The 20,757-nt window shown below is 58.1% G+C and carries 22 protein-coding genes and 1 riboswitch; of the genes, 4 read left to right on the forward strand and 18 right to left on the reverse strand.

The window, feature by feature from the left end; translation table 11 throughout:
* Positions 1-349 precede the first annotated feature (349 nt).
* Together SHM7688_RS17350 and SHM7688_RS17355 are read right to left on the reverse strand one after the other, a co-directional pair.
* Positions 350-601, reverse strand: coding sequence for a DUF6525 family protein (locus SHM7688_RS17350; protein WP_058241223.1), 252 nt, complete (start codon positions 599-601; stop codon positions 350-352).
* A 124-nt stretch (positions 602-725) separates the two neighbouring features.
* Positions 726-1,361, reverse strand: coding sequence for an NAD(P)H-dependent oxidoreductase (locus SHM7688_RS17355; RefSeq protein ID WP_058241224.1), 636 nt, complete (start codon positions 1,359-1,361; stop codon positions 726-728).
* Between the two features lie 165 nt (positions 1,362-1,526).
* Here SHM7688_RS17355 and SHM7688_RS17360 point away from each other — a divergent pair, with 165 nt between their 5' ends.
* Positions 1,527-1,937: a winged helix-turn-helix transcriptional regulator gene (locus SHM7688_RS17360; protein ID WP_058241225.1), complete on the forward strand. Its 411-nt coding sequence runs from the start codon at positions 1,527-1,529 to the stop codon at positions 1,935-1,937.
* A 117-nt stretch (positions 1,938-2,054) separates the two neighbouring features.
* Here the strand turns inward: SHM7688_RS17360 and cmk are convergent, their stop codons facing one another.
* The 13 genes from cmk to miaB all read right to left on the reverse strand — a co-directional run bounded on the left by cmk (position 2,055) and on the right by miaB (position 15,222).
* Complete coding sequence (cmk, locus tag SHM7688_RS17365; protein ID WP_058241226.1) at positions 2,055-2,666, reverse strand: (d)CMP kinase; 612 nt, start codon at positions 2,664-2,666, stop codon at positions 2,055-2,057.
* Positions 2,667-2,855: 189 nt separating this feature from the next.
* Positions 2,856-4,202: a 3-phosphoshikimate 1-carboxyvinyltransferase gene (gene aroA / locus SHM7688_RS17370; RefSeq protein ID WP_058241227.1), complete on the reverse strand. Its 1,347-nt coding sequence runs from the start codon at positions 4,200-4,202 to the stop codon at positions 2,856-2,858.
* 112 nt (positions 4,203-4,314) lie between these two features.
* Positions 4,315-5,370, reverse strand: a complete 1,056-nt coding sequence (locus SHM7688_RS17375) for an amidohydrolase family protein (protein WP_083499102.1) — start codon at positions 5,368-5,370, stop codon at positions 4,315-4,317.
* A gap of 47 nt (positions 5,371-5,417) precedes the next feature.
* Positions 5,418-6,143: a tRNA (guanosine(46)-N7)-methyltransferase TrmB gene (gene trmB / locus SHM7688_RS17380; protein ID WP_058241229.1), complete on the reverse strand. Its 726-nt coding sequence runs from the start codon at positions 6,141-6,143 to the stop codon at positions 5,418-5,420.
* A gap of 55 nt (positions 6,144-6,198) precedes the next feature.
* The gene (locus SHM7688_RS17385; RefSeq protein WP_058241230.1) at positions 6,199-7,059 is read right to left on the reverse strand and encodes a bile acid:sodium symporter family protein; all 861 of its coding nucleotides are present in this window, start codon (positions 7,057-7,059) and stop codon (positions 6,199-6,201) included.
* A gap of 151 nt (positions 7,060-7,210) precedes the next feature.
* Complete coding sequence (gene metK, locus SHM7688_RS17390; protein ID WP_058241231.1) at positions 7,211-8,392, reverse strand: methionine adenosyltransferase; 1,182 nt, start codon at positions 8,390-8,392, stop codon at positions 7,211-7,213.
* Positions 8,393-8,396: 4 nt separating this feature from the next.
* A riboswitch (SAM-SAH riboswitch) is annotated at positions 8,397-8,445 on the reverse strand.
* Between the two features lie 24 nt (positions 8,446-8,469).
* Entirely contained in the window at positions 8,470-9,957 is a 1,488-nt protein-coding gene (gene lnt / locus SHM7688_RS17395; RefSeq protein ID WP_233486627.1) for an apolipoprotein N-acyltransferase, read from the reverse strand.
* A gap of 28 nt (positions 9,958-9,985) precedes the next feature.
* Positions 9,986-10,882: a hemolysin family protein gene (locus SHM7688_RS17400; RefSeq protein WP_058241233.1), complete on the reverse strand. Its 897-nt coding sequence runs from the start codon at positions 10,880-10,882 to the stop codon at positions 9,986-9,988.
* Positions 10,883-10,909: 27 nt separating this feature from the next.
* A complete protein-coding gene (gene ybeY, locus SHM7688_RS17405) occupies positions 10,910-11,425 on the reverse strand; it encodes an rRNA maturation RNase YbeY (protein ID WP_058241234.1) in 516 nt (171 codons plus the stop codon).
* Between the two features lie 67 nt (positions 11,426-11,492).
* Positions 11,493-12,533, reverse strand: coding sequence for a PhoH family protein (locus SHM7688_RS17410; RefSeq protein ID WP_058241235.1), 1,041 nt, complete (start codon positions 12,531-12,533; stop codon positions 11,493-11,495).
* Between the two features lie 220 nt (positions 12,534-12,753).
* Positions 12,754-13,053, reverse strand: a complete 300-nt coding sequence (locus SHM7688_RS17415) for a hypothetical protein (RefSeq protein ID WP_058241236.1) — start codon at positions 13,051-13,053, stop codon at positions 12,754-12,756.
* Between the two features lie 13 nt (positions 13,054-13,066).
* On the reverse strand, positions 13,067-13,552 hold the full coding sequence (locus SHM7688_RS17420) for an OmpA family protein (RefSeq protein ID WP_083499103.1): 486 nt from the start codon (positions 13,550-13,552) through the stop codon (positions 13,067-13,069).
* A 326-nt stretch (positions 13,553-13,878) separates the two neighbouring features.
* The gene (miaB, locus tag SHM7688_RS17425; RefSeq protein ID WP_058241262.1) at positions 13,879-15,222 is read right to left on the reverse strand and encodes a tRNA (N6-isopentenyl adenosine(37)-C2)-methylthiotransferase MiaB; all 1,344 of its coding nucleotides are present in this window, start codon (positions 15,220-15,222) and stop codon (positions 13,879-13,881) included.
* A 119-nt stretch (positions 15,223-15,341) separates the two neighbouring features.
* Here miaB and SHM7688_RS17430 point away from each other — a divergent pair, with 119 nt between their 5' ends.
* Positions 15,342-16,211 (forward strand): hypothetical protein, encoded by an 870-nt coding sequence (locus SHM7688_RS17430; RefSeq protein ID WP_058241263.1) that lies wholly within the window; start codon positions 15,342-15,344, stop codon positions 16,209-16,211.
* 130 nt (positions 16,212-16,341) lie between these two features.
* On the opposite strand, the gene SHM7688_RS17435 is transcribed toward SHM7688_RS17430, so the two are convergent.
* Both SHM7688_RS17435 and irrA read right to left on the reverse strand, forming a co-directional pair.
* The gene (locus tag SHM7688_RS17435; RefSeq protein WP_058241237.1) at positions 16,342-17,325 is read right to left on the reverse strand and encodes an NADPH:quinone reductase; all 984 of its coding nucleotides are present in this window, start codon (positions 17,323-17,325) and stop codon (positions 16,342-16,344) included.
* A 139-nt stretch (positions 17,326-17,464) separates the two neighbouring features.
* Positions 17,465-17,881, reverse strand: a complete 417-nt coding sequence (gene irrA / locus SHM7688_RS17440) for an iron response transcriptional regulator IrrA (protein ID WP_058241238.1) — start codon at positions 17,879-17,881, stop codon at positions 17,465-17,467.
* Between the two features lie 176 nt (positions 17,882-18,057).
* Here irrA and fabA point away from each other — a divergent pair, with 176 nt between their 5' ends.
* Positions 18,058-18,567, forward strand: a complete 510-nt coding sequence (fabA, locus tag SHM7688_RS17445) for a bifunctional 3-hydroxydecanoyl-ACP dehydratase/trans-2-decenoyl-ACP isomerase (RefSeq protein ID WP_058241239.1) — start codon at positions 18,058-18,060, stop codon at positions 18,565-18,567.
* Positions 18,568-18,675: 108 nt separating this feature from the next.
* Here fabA and SHM7688_RS17450 read toward each other — a convergent pair whose 3' ends face one another.
* Entirely contained in the window at positions 18,676-19,518 is an 843-nt protein-coding gene (locus SHM7688_RS17450; RefSeq protein ID WP_144432627.1) for a putative phage abortive infection protein, read from the reverse strand.
* A gap of 302 nt (positions 19,519-19,820) precedes the next feature.
* On the opposite strand from SHM7688_RS17450, the gene SHM7688_RS17455 reads away from it, so the two are divergent.
* On the forward strand, positions 19,821-20,757 hold a 937-nt coding region (locus SHM7688_RS17455; protein ID WP_058241241.1), incomplete at its 3' end, for a beta-ketoacyl synthase N-terminal-like domain-containing protein.

Raw genomic sequence — 20,757 nt, forward strand, 5'->3', positions numbered from 1 at the left:
GTTCGTCCGAAAATCTGCGTTTCATTGTCCATCCTTTGCTTGGACGGATTACTAACATCTCAATGGCCCGATTTCAGGGGGCTGGGTCAATTCCACTAAGCAAGCCCAAGTTATCCAGAAAATTCTCTCTGATTATCCAGACTTTTCATACGATCAGGCGGTCTTCGTATTTGCTCAGTTGAACAATGGGTGCAGTGGTAGATTTCGGCTCGAGTGTAACCACGCGACTGAAGTTCCCTAGCAGTTCGCGCCATGAGGCTAACAGAACACATATGCGGCTTCCTGTTAAGATGGTCCTCAAAAGGGCATTACGGTCTACTGTTCAATTTGCGCCTTACTTTTTACAACCTCATATCGTGTCTCTAATGGCGACTTGATCTTTGCGCAGGGTGGCCGCTTCAACCTCATCCAGCCGCCGCAAGGCGCGCGCTGGATCCCGGCGGCCACCTGATTTTTGCCAAATCCCACGCGCAGAGGCCGGGCTCCATGGCAAGGCCGCCGTGCTGAGCCACTGGCGCAATTCTGGAGGGAGCGCATCATAGGTCTGCATCGGGTTGCCGCGCCGCCGTCCACGCAGGGAACTGTTCAAATTTCGGGCCATCGCACCGCCTCATTAATTATGATATGTTATTACATAATCAAAGTGGCGATTTTCAAGCCCCAAAACAAAGATGGCGACGTATCCCGTGACACGCCGCCGCCCAAACAGACTACAAAGGCCCGTATTACTTGATCTCTTTGATCATCGCCTCGCGCGATTTGCGCACACGCGGCATCGGCAGAAGCCAATCCGCGCCCTCCTGACGATAGCCCAACGGCAACAGCGTCACAGATTTCAGACCCAGCTCTTTGAGGCCCATGATCTCATCCACCGCATCGGCATCAAACCCTTCCATCGGGCAGCAATCCACCTCAAGCTCCGCCGCAGCCAGCATGGCAAAGCCCAGTGCGATATAGGCCTGACGCGCCGCGTGGTCATGGTTCACGCTGGCATCGCGCGGCAGATAGGCCCCTTTCAGGTTCTCATAATACTGGGAGATCATCGGGTTTTCGCCACGCAGCTCTTCCATATGTGTCCGCACCGCATCAATGCGCTCCGCCGAATAGTTGTCCCAGGCCGCAAAAACCAAAAGATGGCTGCCTTCGGTGATCTGGCTCTGATCCCAGCCCACTTTGCGAATCTGGGCGCGCATGTCGGCATTGGTCACCACAAAGACTTCAAACGGCTGCGTGCCGCTGGATGTGGGGGCCATACGGATCGCCTCAAGAATCGCCTCCACCTTGTCTTCTGGCACCGCTTTGGCCGGGTCCATCTTCTTGGTGGCATAGCGCCAGCTCATCAGATCCTTAAGGGATGTCATGAATATGTCCTATTCTCTCATGGGTCTCACCTTGGGTGCGAAGATCTCCGCACATAGGGTGGTATAAAACAGATACTGACGATATAGAGAGAACCAGAAACAGCCACAAGAAGGCACATCGGTGAGCCCCGGTCACATCAAGGGAACCACCAGAAAGGAGCCGCCATGCGCACCGACAAGAAAGAGGCCGGCTGCCCGGAATGCCTGCGTATCAATGAGGTGCTCAGCCGGGTTGGTGATCGCTGGTCCGTGCTGATCGTGATCTCTCTGGCCACCTATGAGGTGCTGCGCTTCAACGAACTCAAACGCCACCTCGGTATTTCCCAGCGCATGCTGTCTCTGACCCTCAGGGAGCTCGAACGCGATGGGCTTGTGCATCGCGAATACCACCCAACCATTCCGCCGAAGGTGGAATATTCCCTCACGGATCTGGGCCGCTCTTTTTATGAGCCGGTCAAAGCCATGGGCTATTGGGCGCTTGAAAATCTGCCCAATATCGACAGCGCCCGCAGCGCCTATGACGCCCAGCAGGAGGCCACAAAGGAGGCTCAGGCAGTCGCGAAAAAATCCGCCTGACCCCTCCCGCCTGACCTACGGCCTGCGCACAGACGACCTGCAAAGGCTAGGCAAAAAATAAAACCGCCGCCTCCCAGTCAGGGGCGGCGAACTTGCATCAGACCTTGCAGAGTGCGCTTAAGCGCCCCGTGCCGCCGTGATGGCCGAAACGGCCTTGGCCACAGCCTCTTCAATACTCAGCTCCGAGGTGTCGATCAAAATCGCATCCTCGGCAGGCTTCAGGGGCGCTTCTGCGCGTTCCATATCGCGCGCGTCGCGTTCTTTGACATCGGCGAGAACCGTTTCATAATCCGTCTCTGTCCCTTTGCCGGTCAATTCCAGAAACCGCCGTTCGGCCCGTACCTCCGCACTGGCCGTGACAAACAATTTCGCCTCCGCCGCCGGGCAAATCACCGTGCCGATATCGCGCCCATCCAGCACCGCGCCCCCGGCCCGGCGGGCAAAGGCACGCTGAAAATCCACCAGCGCCGCGCGCACTTCTGCGATCACAGCCACTCGGCTTGCCGCCTGTGCCACTTCGGGCGTGCGCAGGTTGTCCGCCGCCAGATCTTCCGCCACCAGCGCCTTGGCCGCCACAATCGGACCCGTGCCATCCAGCGTGCGTGCGCCAACCGCGCGATAGAGCAGCCCCGTGTCCAGATGCGCACAGTCAAAATGCGCTGCGACCGCTTTGGAAATTGTGCCTTTGCCTGCCGCCGCAGGCCCGTCAATTGCAATGGTAAATGCCATAATACTATCCTGTCTGTGTCACCACCTGCCCATGCCGCGCTTGGGGCCACCGTCCCCACAAACAGCCCACAACACGCATGAAAGGCTCCCTGTTGCTCTACTCAGCATGGCCTGCCCACACAAGTCTCAAGCCCAGCACGCGCGCAGAAAGCCCTACCACAAGGTCTGCGCGCTCAAATGCCGTGCAGATCAACTGCGGGTGATCGCCGCACCAAGACCCGCCATCAGCGGCTCAAAGATCGGGAAAGAGGTGGCGATCGGGCTGCCGTCATCCACGTGCACCGGCTGCTGTGTCGCCATCCCCATCACCATGAAGCTCATGGCAATGCGGTGATCCAAGAAGCTCTCACAGGTCGCGCCACCGGGCACATTGCCATGGCCACGGCCTTTGACAATCCACCAGTCGTCACCTTCCTCAACCTCAACACCATTGGCGCGCAGCCCCTTAGCCATGGCATCAATCCGATCGCTTTCCTTCACGCGCAGCTCTTTCACACCTTTCATGACGGTGTCACCCTCGGCAAAGGCCGCCACAACCGACAGCACAGGGTACTCGTCAATCATGCTGGCGGCGCGCAGCGGATCAATCTCTGCGCCCTTGAGGTTGGGGGAGAAGCGCGCGCGTAGATCGGCCACAGGCTCGCCCCCCTCTTCACGCTCGTGCTCAAAGGTCAGATCCGCGCCCATGGATTGCAGCGCATAAAACAGCCCCGCACGGGTTGGGTTCAGGCCAATATTTGGCACCAGCACATCAGAGCCCGGCGTGATGATCGCCGCACAGACGGGAAAGGCCGCCGAGCTTGGATCACGGGGCACCACGATGGTCTGTGGTTTCAGCTCCGGCTGACCGGTCAGGGTGATCACGCGGCCTTCATTGGTTTCTTGCACGCTGATCTCTGCACCAAAGCCTGCCAGCATCCGCTCGGTGTGGTCGCGCGTGGCTTCTTTCTCGATCACCACGGTCTGTCCCGGCGCATTGAGTCCGGCAAGCAACACCGCAGATTTCACCTGCGCAGAGGGCATTGGCACCTCATAGCGCACCGGCACCGGATTGGCCGCGCCCACAATGGTCATCGGCAGACGCCCGCCAGAGCGCCCGACAGACGTGGCCCCAAACAGCGCAATCGGATCGGTCACCCGCGCCATCGGACGGCCATTGAGACTAGCGTCTCCCGTGAAGGTCACGGTGATGTCGCAGGTCGCCATCGCCCCCATGATCAGGCGCACGCCGGTGCCGGAGTTGCCGCAATCAATGACAGTGTCGGGTTCTGCAAAGCCACCCACCCCCACACCATGCACCGACCAGTTGCCGCCGCCGTGGTTGATCACCTCCGCACCAAAAGCCGCCATGGCTTTGCCTGTGTCCAGAACATCTTCGCCTTCCAGCAGGCCGCTGATTTTGGTCTCGCCAACCGCCATCGCGCCAAGGATCAGGCTGCGGTGACTGATGGATTTGTCACCGGGCACATGCGCCTCGCCAGAAAGCGGGCCGCAGGGCGAAGACGTCATCGGGATTGGGGTGCCATGGCCAGACATATGCGCATCATCCTTTGTTCAGTTACCCAAGCTGTTAGCGCAACATATGGCCAAGGTCCATCACGTGTTTGGCCCCTCTACCTTCAATTAAAACCCAGAGAGCTCTGTCTGGTCACCCAGTTAGCCACCTCTGCGTGTTGGTTGTGGAAATCTGCTCAAAAACCTCTGCTCCCAACGTGTGTCTGAGACGCATGGAAACCTGACGCTCACTCAGGTCTTCTTGCTTGGTCATGTAGTAATCAGACCCAAACAAAACGCGTTCACGCAACTTGGCGTTTTCAAGCAAAACCCCCAAGGCGGGCACATTGTCTGCAAAGTTGAACACAGCATAGGAAATGTCCGTGTAGAGGTTCTCATACGCCCCAGACGTGATCATGTCATAGATCGACGTAACCCAATTCTGTTCCCGCCCCTGTGGATCAAGCGGATTGATCCCCGTGATATAGGCTTTCCACTCCGCATCGCCCCCAAAATGGGCAAGACAGATTCGCAATTCCGGAAAGGCCTCCAGAACCGGGATATAGCGATGGGGCGCACCCAGCTCTTCGCCCTCTGGCCCATGTAACCCTTTGCCAAACGCCCCGCCACGAGAGCAGTGGGTCATCACAGGCAAATTGTGCTCAATGCAGTAAGGGTAAACCTGCTCCATCAACACCGGATGATCGGGGGCATAGCCAAGTTTGGGATAAATCTTCAGCCCATGAAAGCCGAGCTCCTCAATACAGCGCCGGAATTCATCAAAGGCACCGGGCCAGCTTGGGTGCACCTTTCCAAACGGTAGCAAAAGATCCTTGAAGATCGGATTCTGTGTCAGGTGATACAGATCAGTATGCTGTTCTTTCAGAGATATTTTTGCGCTGGAGTACCCCCCGGGAGCAATGTCCATCGGCAGCACAACAAACCGCGTACCCTCAGAGTAGTGAGGCAATATGGAGAGCAAGACATCTTCCTGACTGTCTGAATTCCCGACGTCGATGGTACGCGCGAGGCGCTCAAGCATATCGCCGTATGCATGTAAGGGGGAAATGCGCTTCATACCCTTCGCGATTTTCTTGAGCAGCCAAGGCCTGCGCGCCAATTCCTGCGCATAGGGAATCGGAAAGTCGGGCGGAAGATGATCTAAAGTGAATAAGTGAATGTGGCAGTTGGTAAATTTATAACTCGTCATAGAAAGCTCCTAAACGCTCCTATGCCGTGTGTACCACATTCACATTTTTAGACCTTCCGAAATGTCAGATAATGCGGCTTGCGGCCTTCACGGAAGGCTTTTTGCTCATAGCGCGTGGAGATCCAATCTTCCCACGGCTCCCGCCAATCGCTCGGCTTTTCCGCCAGCCACTCAAAGCCATGGCGCGGCACCTGTTCCAGCGTCTGGCGCACGTAGTCTTCAATGTCAGTGGCGATACGGAAAATCGCACCGGGCTTGAGCTTGCGCGACAGCGGCGCGAGATGCTCTGGCGTCACAAAGCGGCGGCGGTGGTGGCGTTTCTTGGGCCAGGGATCCGGATAGAGCAGAAACGCCCGGCTCAGACAGCCATCCGGCAGCACATCAAACATGTCGCGCGCATCGCCGGGATGCACTTTGATGTTGTCCGCGCCGGCCTGCCGGATCTTGCCCAGCAGCATGGCCACCCCGTTGATGTATGGCTCACACCCAATGATGCCCACATCCGGGTTCTGCACCGCCTGATGCACCATATGCTCGCCGCCGCCAAAGCCGACCTCAAGCCAGACATCTTTGTCGCCAAACAGCGCCTTCAGATCAATCTGATCGCGCTGAGGGTTTTCCTCCCAGCTCACCTTGCCAGGCGACAGCGCCGCCAGATCTTCATCCAGATAAGCTTCCTGGCTGGGGCGCAGCCCCTTGCCTTTGAACCGGCCATAAAAGTTACGCCAGGGTGCACCGGAAGGATGATTGGTCGGGTTTGTGTCGTCAGACATGGCAGCGTGATCCTCGATCTTTGCGCGCAGCCTTTGCCCAAAGCCGCGCCAAAGGTCAAGTTTTCCCGAAAATCCGCCGAAGCACAAACACCACCGGGAATGTCGTGACATAGACGATCACACCATAGACGGCCGAAGGCACTGCAAAATCCGGTATCCCTCCTGATTGCGCGACAATTCCAGCCACAGCTATGCCCAACGTCCCATTTTGCACGCTCATCTCAACCGCAATGCACAGCCCATCAGCTCCAGACAGCCCAATCCCACGCGCCACAACAACGCCCAGGATCAGAAGGGTCGCATTCAACGCCACAAGGATCGGACCAAGCGTGCCCATGTTGGCCACCAGAACATCTACATTCACAATCACCGCCGCAACCAGAACACTCACAAACAGCACTGCGGCCACCAACGACACCTGTCGCTCATGGCGCACAGCAAACTGCGGAGCCACAAAGCGCAGCAGCAAGCCAATCATCACCGGCACGGTTGTGATGCTGAACATACTGATGGCAATGCTCGTCACATTGATCTGAGGCACCGCGCTGTCCAAAAACAGGCGCCCCGCCAGACTTGTCAACAGTGGCACAGTGATCACCGACAACAGGCTGACAATGGCTGTCAAAGTGATCGAAAGCGCCACCGTACCGCCCGCTAGCTTGGTGAGGATATTTGAGGTCACGCCGCCCGGGCAGAAAGACAGCAGCAACACCCCAAAAGCCAGCGCGGGCGGCAGATCAGTCAAACTGACCAAAATCAAAGCCACCAGAGGCACGGCCAGCATCTGCATCACCATACCGGTGATCACCGCCTTGGGCATCGTGAGCACCCGGCCAAAATCCGCAAAAGTCAGGCCAAAGCCCAATGAAAACATGATTACCGCCAGCGACAACGGCAAAGCCACTTCAACCAACATCCCAAATTTCTCCCGTTTCCCGCATCAACGGTTGCACAGAAATCGCAACATCCCAAAGGCTTACGTAAAGTAAATAACTGCCAAGCGCACGCCAAAAAGAAAGCCTGCCAGATCGCTCCGGCAGGCTAAAGTTGTACAGCTTTGTCAAAAATCAGATGGCTTTTTTCAAATCCTCAACCAGATCCGTGCGCTCCCAGCTGAAGCCACCGTCCGCATCCGGCGTGCGGCCAAAGTGGCCATAGGCGGCGGTGCGCTGATAGATCGGCTTGTTGAGCTGCAGCTTTTCGCGAATGCCGCGCGGGGTCAGGCTCATCACATTGCGGATCGCTTTTTCGATCTCCGCTGGGGCCACATCTCCTGTGCCATGCGTGTCGGCATAGATCGACAGAGGCTCAGACACGCCAATCGCATAGGAGAGCTGAATGGTGCAGCGCTCTGCCATGCCCGCAGCCACCACGTTTTTCGCAAGATAGCGCGCGGCATAAGCGGCGGAACGGTCCACTTTGGTTGGATCTTTGCCAGAGAACGCGCCGCCGCCGTGAGGGGCTGCGCCGCCGTAAGTGTCCACGATGATCTTGCGGCCTGTCAGACCCGCGTCGCCATCCGGGCCGCCAATCACAAACTTACCGGTCGGGTTCACGTGCCACGCGGTGGCATCGGTGATCCAGCCCTCAGGCAGCGTTTCGCGGATATAAGGCTCCACAACCGCGCGCACATCCGCGCTGCTCATGGTCTCATCAAGGTGCTGTGTGGACAGCACGATGGAGCTCACCCCCACCGGTTTGCCGCCGTCATACACCACCGACAACTGCGATTTCGCATCTGGGCCCAGAGTCGGCTCCTGCCCGGATTTGCGCACCTCAGCCAGACGGCGCAGGATAGCGTGGGAATATTGAATCGGGGCGGGCATCAACGCCTCGGTCTCTGTTGTGGCATAGCCAAACATGATGCCCTGATCACCCGCGCCTTCGTCTTTGTCCGCGGCCGCATCCACACCCTGCGCAATATGCGCGGATTGCTCGTGCAGCAGGTTGGTAATTTCCACAGTCTCGTGGTGGAATTTCTCCTGCTCATAGCCGATGTCTTTGATACAGGCGCGCGCGATCTCGTCGATCTTGCCCATATAGTCATGCAGCTTGTCCTGATCCGACAGACCAACCTCGCCGCCAATCACCACACGGTTGGTGGTGGCAAAGGTTTCTGCCGCAACGCGGGCCTCAGGTTCTTCTGCCAAAAAGGCATCAAGTACGGCGTCCGAGATACGGTCACAGACCTTGTCTGGGTGGCCTTCCGAAACGCTTTCGGAAGTAAACGTGTAGTTCTGTCGTGTCATGAAGTGCTCCGATAGAAGTAAATCGCCACGTCAGGAAGCCGTTGTGGCGACAAGATCCATTCTGCCTTACGCAACCGTCAGCCCGGGGTCAATGCGTTTCGCCGACGCCGACGCCACACCACGGTCAAAAGCAGCCCGATAAGCCCCAGCGCGAGGGGCAGATCACCGGTTTGTGAATAAAACGTGGGCGCCCCGGCCGCTGGCAGGGCCACATCCAGCGCGCCTTCCGTGTTCAGTGCGAGGGATGCCAGCACCCTGCCCTGCGGGTCGATGACCGCGCTCACCCCCGTATTGGCCGCACGCAGCACCGGCAGACCATTCTCAACCGCCCGCATGCGCGCCTGCGCCAGATGCTGAAACGGACCGGAGAAATTGCCAAACCACGCGTCATTGGTGAGATGCAGCAGAAAATCAGGCCGCTCCGGCGTGCCCGTCACATCCTGCGGGAAAACCGCCTCATAACAGATCAGCAGCAGGGCCTTCCCAAGATCCCCCAGATCCATCAGCGCAGGCCCGGGACCGGGAGAAAACCCTTCGCCATATTGGCTGGCCATGCCGGTGATGCCGATCTGGCTCAGCAGATCCCCCAATGGGATATATTCCCCGAAAGGCACCAGGTGATGTTTGTCATAGCGCGCCCGCACCTGCCCTGTGCCGTCCAGCAAGATCGCGGCATTGTAAATCCGCGTGCCCTCAAACCGATTGATGCCCAGAACCACCGGCGTGCCCTTTGCCGCGCGCGCAATGATCTGTAGCGTCTCTTCGGCATAGTTGAGCAGAACCGGCACAGCGGTCTCCGGCCAGACGATCAGATCCGGCCGCACCGCGCCCTCAGAGGTGTGGCGCACCAACCGCTCAAAGAAGAGGCCCGTGTAGGCTGGATCCCATTTCTGATGCTGCGGCGCATTGGGTTGAATGAGCCGCACCACCGGGCGCGGCTCAGACACCGCAGGCGCGTCGGCCTTGGGCAACGGCCAGCCCAGCGCAAAGACCAAAGCCCCAGCGACCCCGGCCAGAGGCCATCGCGCCGCAGGACGCGCCCGCACCAACTCTGCCAAAGTCAAAGCCGCTAGGAGAAACGCAAGGTTCATACCATGAGGGCCAACAAAGCCCGCGCCCTGCCCCGCCAGACGGTCAAGCAACACATAAGAGGGCATCGCCCAGGGAAAGCCCGTCAACACATAGGCGCGCAGAATTTCCGCTCCCGTCAGGGTCAGCGCCACCGCACGGCCACGCGGGCCCAGCCATCGCGCCAGAGCAAAACCCGCGCCCCAGAACAGGCTCAGCCCAATGGATATGAACACAATGGCAAAAGGGGCCATCCAACCATGGCGCAGCGGATCCACAAAAAACGGCTCCACAATCCAATGCAGGGACATGGCAAAATATCCGCTGCCAAAGGCCATCCCAAGCGCGAGCGCCCCGCGCCACTGCGGCGTGCGCGCCAACAGGACAAAAACCGCCGCAAAACTCAGAAGGCTGACAAACCAAAGGTCAAAAGGCGGATGCCCCAGCCCCGCCAGCAAACCGAGAGGAAAGGCCCGCATAAGTAGCTTGCGCGGCACGGCCCACCGCCTGCGCGGTGCCGCGCTCTCAGCCATTCTGCGTCACGGCGGCACCACTTGGCACAAACACACGCAGCCGTTTGATCCGGCGCGGATCCGCGTCCACAACCTCAAACTCCACCCCATCCGGGCTTTCCACCACTTCGCCACGTGCGGGCACATGCCCTGACAGCATGAAGACCAGCCCGCCCAGCGTTTCGATCTCCTCGCGATCCACCTCTTCGTGGTGGCTCAGCGACCGGCCAATGGCCGCCTCAAAATCTTCCAGCGGGGTTTTGGCCAATGCCAGATAGCAGCCGGGCTTTTCCTCGACAAAAAGATCGGCCTCTTCGGCATCATGTTCATCTTCGATGTCACCGATCACCTGTTCGATCAGATCCTCAATGGTCACCAGACCATCCACACCGCCATATTCATCAATCACCAGCGCCATATGACGCCGCTCGGTCTGCATCTTGGTCAAAAGCACACCAATGGTCATGCTGGGCGGCACAAACAGCAACGGCCGCAACACGCGGGTCACGTCAAAATCGCCATTGCCCGTGCCGTTGAACCCATGGCGCAGCGCAAAATCCTTCAGGTGGACAAAGCCTACCGGGGTGTCCAGCGTGTTCTCATAGACCGGCAGGCGGGTCAGCCCGCTTTCGCGGAACACCTGCACCAGCTCTGTCTTGGTGATGGTATGAGCCACGGAAACGATATCCGCCTTTGGCACAGCCACATCTTCCACCCGCATACGTCGCAGATTGACCATGCCATGGGCCTGCGGTGCGGGCGCCGAAGGCGCCACCGTGCGCGGAGCCTCTTCTGTTTCGGTCTCCGCCTTGCCAAAGAGGCGGCCAAGCCACCCGTTTGACGATGAATTCTGGCCTGTCAGCTGCGCGCGAAGCGCTGCGTTAGAAGACCCGTCCGTACTGTCGCCCATTGGTCCTTTCCAAGGTGTCTGCAAGGATTACCCCTGCGAATCCCATCCATATGGGTCCGCCAGACCCAGTTTGCCAAGTATCTCCACCTCAATCCCTTCCATCAAAGTGGCATCTTTGTCACGAATGTGATCGTAGCCTAGAAGATGTAACACCCCGTGAATCATCAAATGAGTCACGTGATCCGCCATCGGCTTGCCCGCCTCATGGGCTTCCCGCGCGCAGGTGTCATAGGAAATCGCAATATCGCCCAGCTCTTCGGGGACGCCCGGAAAACTCGGCTCCGGCCGCTCTGGCGTGTCGCCATCCCGCACGACGCCGCGTTCTTCGCTGGGCCAGCTCAGCACATTGGTGGCTTTGTCCTTGTCGCGAAAATCCGCATTGAGCGCAGCAATACGCGCGTCATCACAGGCCAGCACGGCAACTTCAAAATCCAAAGCCGCAATAGACAGATGCGCCAGCGTGGCCTGCGCAGCCGCCTCGGCCAGGTCTTCAAAACCCACTGCCAGCCAGCGGTCGTCTTCGATCAAAGTATCGGTCAGCATTTTCCCTGCCCCGCGTGGGGGCTGACGGCCCCCACACCCCCGTGAATATTTTTGGTCAAATGAAGGATCAGGACTTTGGGTCCTTGTCCTTCAGCGCCCGCATGGCATCGGCGTCATAGGCTTTGATGATGGCCGCCACCAGCGGATGGCGCACCACATCATCTGCGGTGAAGTAGTTGAAGCTGATGTTCTTGATGCCTTTAAGCAGCCGCTCTGCATCCTTAAGCCCGGAGGGCACGCCGCGCGGCAGGTCAATCTGGCTTCGGTCGCCGGTGATCACCATGCGCGAGCCCTCGCCCAGACGGGTCAGGAACATCTTCATCTGCATGGTGGTGGCATTCTGCGCCTCATCCAGCACCACAAAGGCATTGGACAGGGTGCGCCCGCGCATGAACGCAAGCGGCGCAATCTCGATTTTCTTTTCCTCAATCAGCTTGCCCAGCTGTTTGGCCGGCAGAAAATCATTCAGCGCATCATAAAGCGGCTGCATGTAGGGATCGACTTTGTCTTTCATATCGCCAGGCAGATAGCCAAGCTTTTCGCCCGCCTCCACCGCCGGACGTGACAGGATGATCCGGTCCACCTGCCCCGAGATAAACATGCTCACGCCCACAGCCACCGCGAGATAGGTCTTGCCGGTGCCCGCAGGGCCAATGCCAAAGGCCAACTCATTGTTGAACAGCGACAGCACATAGGCTTTCTGCGCATCGGTGCGTGGCTCAATCAGCTTCTTGCGAGTCTTGATTTCAACCGGGCCACCTTTGAACATCTCCATCTGATCGCCATCACGCACGCCGGTATCCTCTTCCGATCCCCCCATGCGCACTTCGCGATCAATATCTCCAGCTTCCACCGATTTGCCGCTTTCCAGACGGGTGTAAAGCGATGTCAGAATCTCCAGCGCTTCAGCCTGCAGAGCCTCTTCGCCGTGGATGTCGAGCTGATTGCCCCGGCGCAGGATCTGCACCCCGACCTTCTGTTCGATATCCGCAAGATTGCGGTCATATTCGCCACAAAGCTCTATCAACAAACGATTGTCAGGGAACTCAACCGACGTGGGTTTCGGTGCAGTGGTGGCGGGCGGTGCGGTGGTCGTGCCGTTGGGCAATCACGTCTCCTGTGGCGAAGGGTCTGCCCCCAATGGTGCCAAGTTGCGCGCAGAGGTGCAAGCACAGGTGGGTGAAATTTCCATGACGGCGCGAGATTTTGCCTCAAATGTCCGCAGCAACACCTGTCTCCTGCCCCGCGGATATGCCCCAAAAGCAAAAAGCCGCCCAGCCTGTGCCGGGCGGCTCTCCGAGAATTTATGCCGCTCTGATGCGCTGCGATCAGATTGGATCGCCGAAGCTGGAGCCGTCTTTGAAGGGGCCAGTCGCCACGCCGGGAGGGGCGGCACCGGAGCAAACCGGCTTGCCGTAAGGGTCCAGACGCTGAGATAGATAGCCTTCCACCCCATCGTCGATGATCCAGTGGTCACAGCCGTTGGGATCCACCCAGATGCCAGCAGTCAGATTGCTGAGGTGGCCATTGTCGGTGGCATTGTCCACGGTCTTGTCGACCTTATTGGTCACACAGCCTGAAACAGCTGTGGCCAGAATCAGAAGCAGAGCGCCTTTGATCGGTTTCATGAAGAGGCTCTCCTTAACGCAGACAGATGATTTCGACGCGACGGTTTTCCGCCATACCAGCGGATGTGCCGTTGGAGGCGCGGGGCTGCCGCTCGCCATAACCGCGCACATCCACAACCCGCGCGCCGGTGCCACGGGCCACTTTGGCCACCGCATTGGCGCGGTTGTAGCTCAGCCGCATGTTGTATTCATCACTGGCCCGGCTGTCCGTGTGCCCGGCAATGATGAAGGCGGAGGCCGTAGAGTTGGAAAAGAACTCTGCCAGACGCTGCCGATTGGCGCTGTTGATGGCGTATTTGTCGGTGGCAAAGAACTGATCGGAGTCCATCACTCCACAGACATTGCCGCGACGACAGACCGGGATGCCCTGACGGTTCACATGCGGGGTCATGTAGCCCTCAACACCATCATCCATCACCCAATGCTCACAGCCATCTGGATCCACCCATACGGTGGGCACATAGCGCTGCCCCAAAACGGTGCGTTGGTTTTGCGCCATTGCGGGCTCAGCGATGGAGAGAAGCGCAACACAGGCAGCTGCCACGCCCCCAAGCGCGGCCCGCGCTTTGTTTTTCGAATTCTTCGCCACAGCGACTACCTCTTCCTATCCCCCGAAAGCCGGTTTGACGAAACGCGTTCTAAATCAAGGCTTTCACTATTTGATCAAGATGACCCGAAAAGACATGCATGTGAAGAAGAAATCCTTAATTCCTTGGCCCAATGTCACAAATATGGCCAAAATATGACGACGGCGCCGCTTCACTGAAGAGACGCCGTGATCAATTGCAACCTGGGCTGCGGATTGTTTCTCCGCCAGAGCCAATATCAGATCAGCACACCGCCAAGCGAGTTTGCCGCACTTTCCACGATTCTGACGCGCTTGATGTCGCCGATTTTTCCGGCTGGATCGGCCACATAGACCGCATGCAAATAGTCAGATTTGCCAACCATTTGCCCCTCAAGACGACCGGGCTTTTCATAGAGCACATTCACCTCTTTGCCGACCATGCTGTCCTGAATGTCTTTCTGCTGCTGCCCCAGCAGGGCCTGCAGCCGCTGCAACCGGTCATTGGCTTCCGCCGGATCCACCAAAGGCCGCTCCGCCGCCGGGGTGCCAGGACGGGTCGAATACTTAAAGCTATAGGCCTGCCCGTAGCGAACCTCTTTGATCAGATCCATCGTATCCTGAAAATCTTCCTCGGTTTCCTCAGGGAAGCCGACAATGAAATCACCGGATAAAAGCAGATCCGGCCGCGCGGTACGGATACGCTCAATCAGTTTGATATAGCTGTCGCGGTCATGGCTGCGGTTCATGCGTTTGAGGATCTTGTTGGAGCCGGACTGCACCGGAAGATGCAGATACGGCATCAGCTTGTCACAGGTGCCATGCGCCTCGATCAGATCGTCCATCATGTCATTAGGATGGGAGGTGGTGAAGCGGATGCGCTCCAACCCGTCAATCTTGTCGAGCTCCCAGATCAGCCCCGCCAAAGTCATGTCGCCACCACCATGCACACCATGGTAGGCATTCACATTCTGGCCCAACAGGGTGATTTCGCGCACGCCGCGCTCCACCAGATCACGTGCCTCGGTCAGAACCCGGTCTACCGGGCGGCTCACTTCGGCCCCACGGGTATACGGCACCACGCAGAAGGCACAGAATTTATCGCACCCCTCCTGCACCGTTAAAAACGCGGTGGGCGCGCGCTTGGCCTTAGGACGACGCTTGAGCTTTTCAAATTTGTCTTCTTCGGGGAAGTCCGTGTCCAGCGCCTTCACGCCTTCCTGTGTCTTGGCTTCCATCTCCGGCAGGCGGTGATAGGCCTGTGGCCCCACAACCAGGTCCACCATCGGTTGACGGCGCATGATCTCTTCGCCTTCGGCCTGCGCGACACAGCCCGCCACACCAATTTTCAGATCGGGCTTTTCGGCCTTCAAGCCTTTGAAACGTCCCAGTTCGGAATAGACTTTTTCAGCGGCTTTTTCCCGAATGTGGCAGGTGTTGAGCAGGATCATATCCGCATCATCCGGCGAGTCGGTGGTCTCATAGCCCGCCCCACCCATGGCCTCTGCCATGCGCTCGCTGTCATAGACATTCATCTGGCAACCGTAGGTCTTGATGAAGAGCTTCTTTTTCTCAGTGGTCGTGGTGGTCGTGTTTTCTGCCATGAGACACATCCTGTCGCGGTTTCAAGGCGCGTCTCTACAGCAAAACTGGGGGTGCTTGCAATGCGATGGATTTTGACAGAGTTTGTGCGCGAAAACAAAAAACGCATGTGGGGCAGCACGTGACATATGATTCATTGGAGCAGTTCCTGCGCGAAGGACAGTCTCATCTTCTCAAAGGACCTGTGGCACTGGTGTTTGTGGAAGATGATGTGGAAGTTGCCAGCACGCTGCACCACCATCTGACACTGGGCTTCACCTCTGTGATTGCCTTTATGCCGGGCGCCTTTGCCTTACCCGCAGAGCTTGAGCAAAGCTGCGTCCGCGTCGACATGGAGACGCCACGTGGTGCGACCATGCTGGAGACAGTCAATGCGGTGAGCGCTGCGGCCCCCGGCATCTGGCTCTACTACTGCTTTAACGCGGAATACCTGTTCTTCCCTTTCTGTGAGACCCGCAGCATTGCCGAAATGCTGGCCTTTCACACCGAAGAACGCCGCGACGCCATGCTCACCTATGTGATTGATCTCTACGCAGAAAATCTTTCCAAGAACCCAAATGCAGTGACGCTGGATGCGCCTTTGCTGGATCGATCCGGCTACTATGCGCTGGCGCGTCCGGATCCGGACAACCACAATCACCCCAAGGAACGGCAACTGGATTTCTTTGGCGGGCTGCGCTGGCGCTTTGAGGAGCATATTCCGGCTCATAAGCGGAAAATCGACCGGATCTCGATTTTCCGCAGCGCCCCCGACGTGATCCTCAACGAGGATTTCACCTTCAGCGACCCGGAATACAACACCTATGCCTGCCCCTGGCACAACAACCTGACGGCGGCGGTGGTCTCTTTCCGCACAGCCAAGGCGCTGAAATCAAACCCCGGCTCCACCTTCGCAATCACCGATTTCAGCTGGCACAACTCCGTGCCCTTTGAATGGCACTCCCGCCAGCTGCTGGACCTCGGCCTTATGGAGCCCGGACAGTGGTTTTAATCAAGCGCCATAGCTAAAACGTCGTGTCGTTTCGGTGGCTCAAAGCTTTGCTTTGAGCCTGTCGGGGGCTGTGCCCCCGCCGCCTGACGGCGAGCTCCCCCATGTCAGAAGACGGCTCAGGGGCCTGTGGTTAAGGCGCGAGCAACACCGCGCCTTTGCGGCCACCAGCCTCCACCAGTTCATGGGCAGCCGCCGCCTCATTCAACGCAAACACATTGGGAGCTTCAAAGCTCAGCGCGCCTGCTGCAAAGGCCGCATGCAGCCGCGCAATGGCCGCGTCCCGTTCTGGTTTGGGCAGAATGTAAATCAATGTGATGTCCAGCTTCAGCGCCTTAAACAGCATTGGGCCAAAGGGCATTTCCGGCGCCATATCCTTGGCAGAGCCATAGGCTGCAATGGTGCCCAGAGGTGCCATGACCTCACAGAGTAGCGGCAGGTTCGGCCCCAGTTCCACCTCCACAGCCCGGTCCACACCGCCCGGGCTCACCGCCAGAATATCTTCGGCAAGCGTCGGGCTGGCGTAGTCAAACACATGCGTCGCGCCTGCCGCTTTGACCCGGGCCATATCGCGCGCACCACAGGTGGCGATCACCTCTGCCCCGCCCCAGGCCGCGAGCTGCACCGCCAGATAGCCCACAGATCCGCCACCACCGGAGACCAGCACGGTCTGCCCCGCCACATCGCCACTGCCAAACACCGTCTGCGCCGCCGTCAGCCCCGGAATACCCAGCACGGCGCCGTCTTCAAGCGACACGCCCTCTGGCAACGCCACCGCCTGATCGGCGGGCAGCGCCACATATTCTGCACAGGTGCCAAAAGGGCGTTGCCATTGCCCGTTCCAGATCCAGACCCGCTCCCCCACGCGCGCAGCCTCCACACCATCACCCACAGCCGTGATCACCCCCGCGCCATCGCTGTGGGGCACAATCACCTCAAACGGCGGTTTGGTCACGCCGGGGCGGCTGCCGCTGCGGGCCTTGGCATCAGAAGGGTTCACCCCGGAAAAGGCCACTTTGACCAAGACCTCACCCGACGCAGGCACCGGCTGGGGCAAATCCTCAACCTGCAAAACCTCTGCTGCTGCGCCAAACGCACGCCATGTGACTGCTTTCATGATCTCGCTCTCCTCTGGGTGTCGGCCCGGTCTCTTATCCCGGAAAATGCGCCGAAAATTTCCCTATGGGAAACACGCCACAGGGCAATGCGCAACCGCCATCACCGCACAGATATCGTAACGTCACATAGGCCGCAGATCAGGTGCGGCGCAGGCGGATCACCACATCAATCTTGGAAATTTCGGCCCCATCCGGGGCCTGAGGCAGACGAGTGATCTCCAGCTCCTCAGAAGGCGCATCGGTCAGAACACGGTCATCTTCCCAGAAGAAATGCGGATGATCGCCGGTGTTGGTGTCAAAATAGCTCTTGGCCCCATCCACGGTGATTTCCTGCATCAGCCCCGCCTCACAAAACGCGCGCAGGGTGTTGTAGACCGTCGCCAGTGAGACCCGCTCACCGGAATCCTGAACAGATGCGTAAAGACTTTCTGCGGTCACATGCCGGTCGTTGCCATCCCCCACAAGCAATGCGGCCAAAGCCACACGCTGCCGTGTCGGGCGCAACCCGCCTGTTGCGAGCCATTGGGTGCCAGTGCGAAGTGCCTCGGTGCTCATGCGTCATATTCCTGTCTGTCAGCTGTCTGTGTACCCCATCTGCCCCTCCAGTTTCAATTGAAAATGAGTCGCAACTTATACCGCCACCTTTATCCGCCGCCACAGCCGTCTTGCGGGACAGGCGGCGCAGGTGCTAGAGGGGGTCAATTCACTCTAAACCACAAGGGACCACCAGAATGGCCGAATACCCCACGAGCTTTGACAAGGACGATCTGCTGAAATGCGCCCGCGGAGAGCTCTTCGGCCCCGGCAATGCCCAGCTGCCTGCCCCGCCCATGCTGATGATGGACCGCATCACCGAGGTCTCCAGCGACGGCGGCGCCCATGGCAAAGGCCATATTCTGGCGGAATTCGACATCACCCCGGACCTGTGGTTCTTTGACTGCCACTTCCCAGGCAACCCGATCATGCCCGGCTGTCTCGGTTTGGACGGCCTGTGGCAGCTGACCGGCTTCAACCTCGGCTGGCGCGGCTGGACAGGCCGCGGCTACGCGCTGGGTGTGGGCGAAGTGAAACTCAAAGGCATGGTGCGCCCGGACCGTAAGATGCTGACCTACAAAATCGACTTCACCAAAGCCATCCAAACCCGCCGCCTGACCATGGGCGTCGCTGACGGCATCGTCGAGGCGGATGGTGAAGTGATCTATGAGGTCAAAGACATGAAAGTCGCACTCAGCGAGAGCTGATTGCGCGCGACATGTGAGGAAAAGAAAAGGCCCCGCGGGGCCTTTTTTGTTGGTTGCGACTTAACTTTAGAGGCATCCATGAGAGGCCAAACTTAGAAAATTGGAAGTTCACTCTTCTAAGTGGCGGAACCCCGATGACAACCAAGGGTTATGCTCCTTGAATTCGCGAGGCAAGTGCTTCAACAGTCGATACTTTTCAACCCATGGCTTGAATTCTTCCCCCCAACTAGTTGAGCAATTGAACATTAAAAGTTTGACTTCAGGAGAACTCAACTGGGCGCGTAGTATTTTGGAATAGGCCTCTTTTTCTTCCTCACTGGCCCCAGAGTTCTCGATCTGCCTCACACAATTGTACATGAGGCGAAAGTACGGCCCCAAATTCGGCTCGAAAAGAATGTCATAGAGCTGCAAGTACTGAGCGATCTGCATTTCACCGTGAGCGCCTAAAGTCAGATCAGGATCCTGCTCATTGGGCAATTCACTGGCGAAGTACTCAAGCACAGCACTTCCTCTCAAATCGCGGCTCTCTTCATCGGAAGGCAACCGCATGTTGCGAATGTGTTGATTTAATAAGTTAAGAGTTGAAAAGTAGCGCGCTTCGAAACGTTGCCTTTGGAACTCCTCACGAGTTTCGCTAAGCTCTTTTCGCTGCAATGAGAGCTCTGAACGTTGCAAAACAAGTGTCACAATCAGGCCCACAAAGGCCAGACCAGAAAAAAGAGATGTGATACTCCCGAACATATCCCCGGCGGCGCCCGCGCTGTTTGGTCGACCAAAGAAATGTGGTATTACTGTCCACCCCAACATCCACAGGAGCAATACTGAGGCGGTCGGAAGCCCGATCAAAACCCAGTCGCGTAGACTCCTTGGTTGCTTCATCTTTGCGACGAGCCACCAAACCACCAAGAAACCCAGTGTCGCGACGAAAAACACCGCAACCAGAAACCACATTAAAGTCTCCAACATGACTTTCACCGCCCCAAATCAAAACTGGAGAGTTTTGTTCATATGACTGCGAGGGACACAACCCTAGAGAGAGGTGCGATTTTGGTGGCAACAAAGTTAACAACAAAATGATGCAAGCCGGGTACACTGTTTGAGATGTAAGACGCCTAATCGACCAGACTACTGGACAACTTCTTTGCTCACTTACTGTAGTAAGCCGACTGCACAATGTCCCTCCCCCCAACCCACCTTGCGCCTACCCGCACAAATCCCCTACATAGAAGCCAACAAGATAAGGGAGAGCGCAGATGCGTCGCGTCGTCGTTACCGGACTGGGTATCGTATCCTCGATTGGCACCAATGCCGAAGAAGTCACAGCCTCGCTGAAAGCGGGCAAATCCGGGATCTCAGCCAGTTCTGAGATGAGCGAGCATGGCTTCCGCAGCCAGATCGCCGGTCATATCGACATCGACATCAAGGAACATGTCGACAAGCGCGCCCTGCGCTTCATGGGGGCGGGTGCGGCCTATGCCCATATCGCCATGAGCCAGGCCATTGCCGATGCGGGGCTGACCGAAGCGCAGATCGTGAATGAGCGCACCGGGCTTGTTGCGGGCTCCGGCGGCCCCTCCACCTCCGCGATGCTGACCGCGCATCAGACGGTTGAAAAAACCGGCGCCACCAAGCGCATTGGGCCATTTGCGGTGCCAAAATGCATGAGCTCGACGATTTCGGCCAATCTCGCGACGGCGTTTAAAATCAAAGGCATCAACTACTCCATCACTTCGGCCTGCTCGACCTCGCTGCATTGTATCGGCAACGCCGCAGAGCAGATCATGATGGGCAAGCAGGATGTGATGTTTGCCGGTGGCGGCGAAGAGCTCGACTGGACGCTGTCCTGCCTGTTTGACGCCATGGGCGCGATGAGCAGCAAGTACAACGACACGCCGGAAAAAGCCTCCCGCGCCTTTGACGCGGATCGCGATGGTTTTGTGATCTCAGGCGGCGGCGGCATTGTGGTGCTCGAAGATCTGGAGCACGCGCTGGCCCGTGGGGCCAAGATCTATGCCGAGGTGACCGGCTTTGCCGCCACTTCAGATGGGCATGATATGGTTGCGCCTTCCGGGGAAGGTGGCGAGCGTGCCATGCGTCTGGCGGTGGCCACCCTGCCCGAAGACCGCAAGGTGAGCTACATCAACGCCCATGGCACCTCCACACCTGTGGGGGATGTGGGCGAAGTGGAAG

This window comes from Shimia marina (assembly GCF_001458175.1).
Taxonomy (GTDB): Bacteria; Pseudomonadota; Alphaproteobacteria; order Rhodobacterales; family Rhodobacteraceae; genus Shimia; species Shimia marina.